This is a genomic window from Calothrix rhizosoleniae SC01, from assembly GCF_900185595.1.
Lineage (GTDB): Bacteria > Cyanobacteriota > Cyanobacteriia > Cyanobacteriales > Nostocaceae > Calothrix_A > Calothrix_A rhizosoleniae.
Map to the genome: position 1 here is coordinate 1 of NZ_FYBH01000433.1, position 4,098 is coordinate 4,098.

Sequence of the window (4,098 nt, forward strand, 5' to 3'; positions counted from 1 at the left end):
ACGGTACGGTAGGTAGGTAGTGTNTTTTCGAGATTCTGGTGTTAAATATAATACTTTTCAAGCATCCTCTTAATATTAAGACTGGGTTTTTGGCAATCTTATCCCTAATATTACCTTTTATACTGCTGTAGTTGTTCTACTATATAGTCTTCTAGTTGTTGCCTTTCGCGGTTACTTGCCTTACGCTGGTAATTTCTTCCCGTTTCTTGAATAAATCTCCGTTTTTCATTTTGGGAACCCTTGCCAGAAAGTTTTTGTTGCATTTCTTCCCAGGTTTGCAGTGCTACAGCTTCACCAAATTGGAAGAGTGCAGCAGGAAGTAATTTTTTGGCTTCGGCACGAAAATCTTCCTCAGTTTCCAGCTCAGAAAAATTTATATGCTCAAAATCGATCTCAATTGGAAAGTTAATCATTCAACCATTCAAGCTCACTTATACTCATGACTGTCGAGTTACCTCAACTTCATCCTCACTAAATGATACACAAGGACTGTCAATTTCCTGTGATGGTTGAAATGAATCGCAAAAAGTCACGTTATCGCAATTAACTCCAGCTTCGTCAGGATGAAGACATTGTGGAGTGATTTTTCCCAATTCAGAAAAGGTACAGTCATGGCATATAGTTTTATGATGTTGTTTTTCCATAAATGAGATTTTTTGCAACAGATTAATTTTCTAATTGCTCCACAGGTAAATACAAAGTTGACTCAATTTCTTCTCTCACAGCACGGGTGACATAGCCATTTTCCAAGCAGTCTAATAATAGTTTATTAGCATTAAGGTACTGTCCCAGGCTTTTCTTTTGGTCTTGCGTAAATTGCCAGTCGTATCCAATATAACAATGCTCAATCATTACATTTCTTAATTGCTGTGCCCAAGATTCACTATTTTCGAGCCACCACTGTTTAATGACTTTTGGTTCGCTATCTTCCTTCGGTAGCTGGGTTATCAAGTTTTGTAATGTTTGCTTCAGTTCTGGAGAAATATCAAGAGCAAGGACTTGGCTGAGGTAGAGGCTGAGGTCTCGGCTGAGAACTCCGGTGAGGTCTCGGCTGAGGTAAAGGCTGAGGTCTCGGCTGAGAACTCCGGTGAGATCTCGGCTGAGGTCTCGCCTGAGGTATCGGCTTAGGTTAAGGGTGAGATCTCGGCTGAGGCTGAGGCTGAGGTATCGGCTGAGGTAGAGGCTGAGGTATCGGCTGAGGTATCGGCTGAGGCAAATGTAAAAGATTCGGATTGCAGCTGGTTTGTAGCTCGTTTCCACAGAACTAACCTTGCGATTCACCCAGGTGAGAAATTTCTGCAACTTCTCATCTGCTGCTAGCAGCCCATCTACTCGCTGTTTCATCAACTTTAACAGTTCCCCTGCATTGGAGAGCATTCCTGGTGTTAGTAAAAAAACTTCCCGCCAACGTTTTTCTGTAATATGCTCCACCAACTCTGGTATTGCTTGCTCGCTAACAATTTTTTGGGCGGTAAAATATTCCTGAAAAGTCAAATGAGAAAACGAGTAAATACCTCTAGCGCGCTCTACTAACAGTCCGTGTTGAGCTTCAATAGATTTTAAGACTGCTCCGCTATCAAGATGCAATTTTTCAGTTTCAGTGGGTGCATCTGGTAAGTTACTGATGTAATCAGCGATGTGGTTTTCGACAATTCTTTGCTTGAAAAAATAATGTTTTTCCTTAAAGGTACTAAAAGCAACCTGACTGAGTAAATCTTCCTTGCGCTTGACAGAAAGTTGCTTGTAAACTTGTTGTCGCTGAATTTGGCGTTTATCATCCCATTTTCGCAGTAGAGTTTCAGTGGCTCGCTTGTACAACTCCGCACGATCAGCAGGAAAACTCCGAGAATCTTCAAATTCTAGACAAAGCAGGGTTAATAGTAAAGGACTAGTTGCTAATTCTTTGATTTGGGGATTGTCTTCCAATTGCTGGATAAAATCCTCAGCGTAATCTAAATTTTTAATTTCAAACCAGGATTTAGCAAACTTCTTTATTTGTTCATCTTCAAAATCAGCTACTTCTACCTCAGTAAACTGATCGAAAGTGTAGTCACTAGCAGCAATACGACAGGTGATAACGAATTGAGACAAGCTAAATTGTTGAGAAAACTGGCGAATTTCTTTAATGATGCGATCGCTATCTTCTTCCCTAACTTCATCCAAACCATCTAGTAATACCAATGCTCGACCTTTTTTCAATATCTGTTGTGCTTTAGTTTCAGCTTCACTCACCCCACACTCACCCAACCATTGACAAATATAATCGAGTAAACCCGGTTCACCTTCTATTTCTGCAAATTGCTTCAGGGGAATAAATACGGGGATGCAATATTTGAGAAAATTTCCTTGGATACACTGGATTGTTAAGTATTTGAGAAAGGTGGTTTTTCCTGCTCCCGGCTTACCCAATACCATTAACTTACTGTAATCGAGAACTGCTTTTAATCCTTCTACTGGCTTCTCTTTTACTTTATTCCAACCAAAGCGATCAAAATTTTCTGAGTTTAAATCTTCCGAAAACTTCTCTAAATCAATCCGTCTACGTCCGGTGATTTTCTCCAGAATATTCACCTGAGTGTAAATACTTCCTAACTCAATTGGCTGGGTCATATCCAAAACCCGCATAGTACCGCAAGATTGCTGAATGTCAGCCTGTATCTTCTGCCGTATATCTTGCACTATCTCCTCAATTTCGGAGACCTGCGGAGCCTTTTCAATTTCTACCTCAAGTTCTGCTATGTCATTCACTTGCAAATTTAATTGTGAACAGATACTGCTGAAAATAGACTTTTCAACAAGTTTTCCATTAAAAAATTTGCTCACAGTTGCCCTAGAATAACCACCGCCCTTCGCCAAGGCTTGTTGAGTCAAACCTCTTAACATTAATACTTTTTTAGCTTTTTCTAGTCCTTCTTGAGATACTCTGATTCCTCTTTTTGACATAATTTACAAAAAACTGACACTAGGTAGGACTTATGCAAGCTGGCACTGTTACACACAGAAAATAAACTAATACTACATTATTTTTACATTTATTTGACACAACCTGCATTATACCTGACAGAAAGTTGACAAAAATCGGGAGATATCTTACATTAATAAGACACAAATTTTACATAAGTTTGACATTGCTAATTTATATTCTACGCAATGTTCGTTCCTCTGGTAGAGGTTCAAATATATCTCTCCAATTCAGAGCGAGTTTTTCGCAAATTTCTTTAAAGATGTAACACTATTATGAAAAAATCTCCATTAGCCATGTTGCCAAAATCACCTCTAGGTCTACTCATGGCAGTGATCATTGCACTTAGTTATGGGTTTAGCTCTGGGTTGATTGACTATCAATCTAGAAGCGATCAACTAGCAGCTACTGCACAATCTCAATCTCGTAAATATACCCTATTTCAGATGGCAGTGATCATTGCAATTAGTTATGGGTTTAGCTCTGGGTTGATTGACTATCAATCTAGAAGCGATCAACTAGCAACTACTGCACAATCTCAATCTCGTAAATATACTCTATTGCATTATGAAAAATTGAGTGAAGGAATATCCTTACTAGAAGCGCAAATTTTTGTGAATGGTGGTATTGAAATTAAAAGTTCTGCCACTACTGTAGTTATTCGCTGGACTAATTCAGATGGTTCCACCATTACTGCTACCTTTACCAAGAACAAATTAACTGATAAAGAACACACATTGTAGTGGACTAACACGACTAAAAATGTAGGTTGAGTAGAACGAAGTGAAACCTAACAAAACTTTACTGGTGTTGGGTTTCATTCTTCAACCCAACCTTGTATATTAAGAAGAGTAGTAGACCGTCCCAACCTAGGTCAATTTAGACCGCTTCGTAGCATGGGTCATTACAACAATCTCCATGACAGAACTTGAACAGTCGCCAGGGACAAAACTTTACTCAGGCTCAAGGGTTTTCAATGGGTATTTTTATCAAAAGTTTAAATTTTACTCAAACATTCCAAAATCCACAATCCTATAGTTTGCCGATAATATTAGAGTAAGGAACGTGGATTAAATAATATGCAATCTTAATAATTGAACCTCACCCTCGATTTTGCTACGCAAAACCTTTCCCTT

At 38.9% G+C, this 4,098-nt stretch carries 4 protein-coding genes; 1 reads left to right on the forward strand and 3 read right to left on the reverse strand.

Translation table 11 applies throughout. The features are described from left to right. Positions 1 to 110 precede the first annotated feature (110 nt). The 3 genes from CALSC_RS25025 to CALSC_RS25035 are packed head-to-tail and all read right to left on the reverse strand — an operon-like array spanning position 111 to position 2,943. Positions 111 to 413, reverse strand: a complete 303-nt coding sequence (locus tag CALSC_RS25025; RefSeq protein WP_088243903.1) for a hypothetical protein — start codon at positions 411 to 413, stop codon at positions 111 to 113. Positions 414 to 437: 24 nt separating this feature from the next. Continuing rightward, positions 438 to 644 (reverse strand): hypothetical protein, encoded by a 207-nt coding sequence (locus CALSC_RS25030; RefSeq protein ID WP_088243904.1) that lies wholly within the window; start codon positions 642 to 644, stop codon positions 438 to 440. Positions 645 to 666: 22 nt separating this feature from the next. Continuing rightward, on the reverse strand, positions 667 to 2,943 hold the full coding sequence (locus CALSC_RS25035; protein WP_088243905.1) for an NACHT domain-containing protein: 2,277 nt from the start codon (positions 2,941 to 2,943) through the stop codon (positions 667 to 669). 294 nt (positions 2,944 to 3,237) lie between these two features. Here CALSC_RS25035 and CALSC_RS25040 point away from each other — a divergent pair, with 294 nt between their 5' ends. Beyond that, positions 3,238 to 3,705 (forward strand): hypothetical protein, encoded by a 468-nt coding sequence (locus CALSC_RS25040; protein ID WP_088243906.1) that lies wholly within the window; start codon positions 3,238 to 3,240, stop codon positions 3,703 to 3,705. The last annotated feature ends 393 nt before the right edge of the window (positions 3,706 to 4,098 follow it).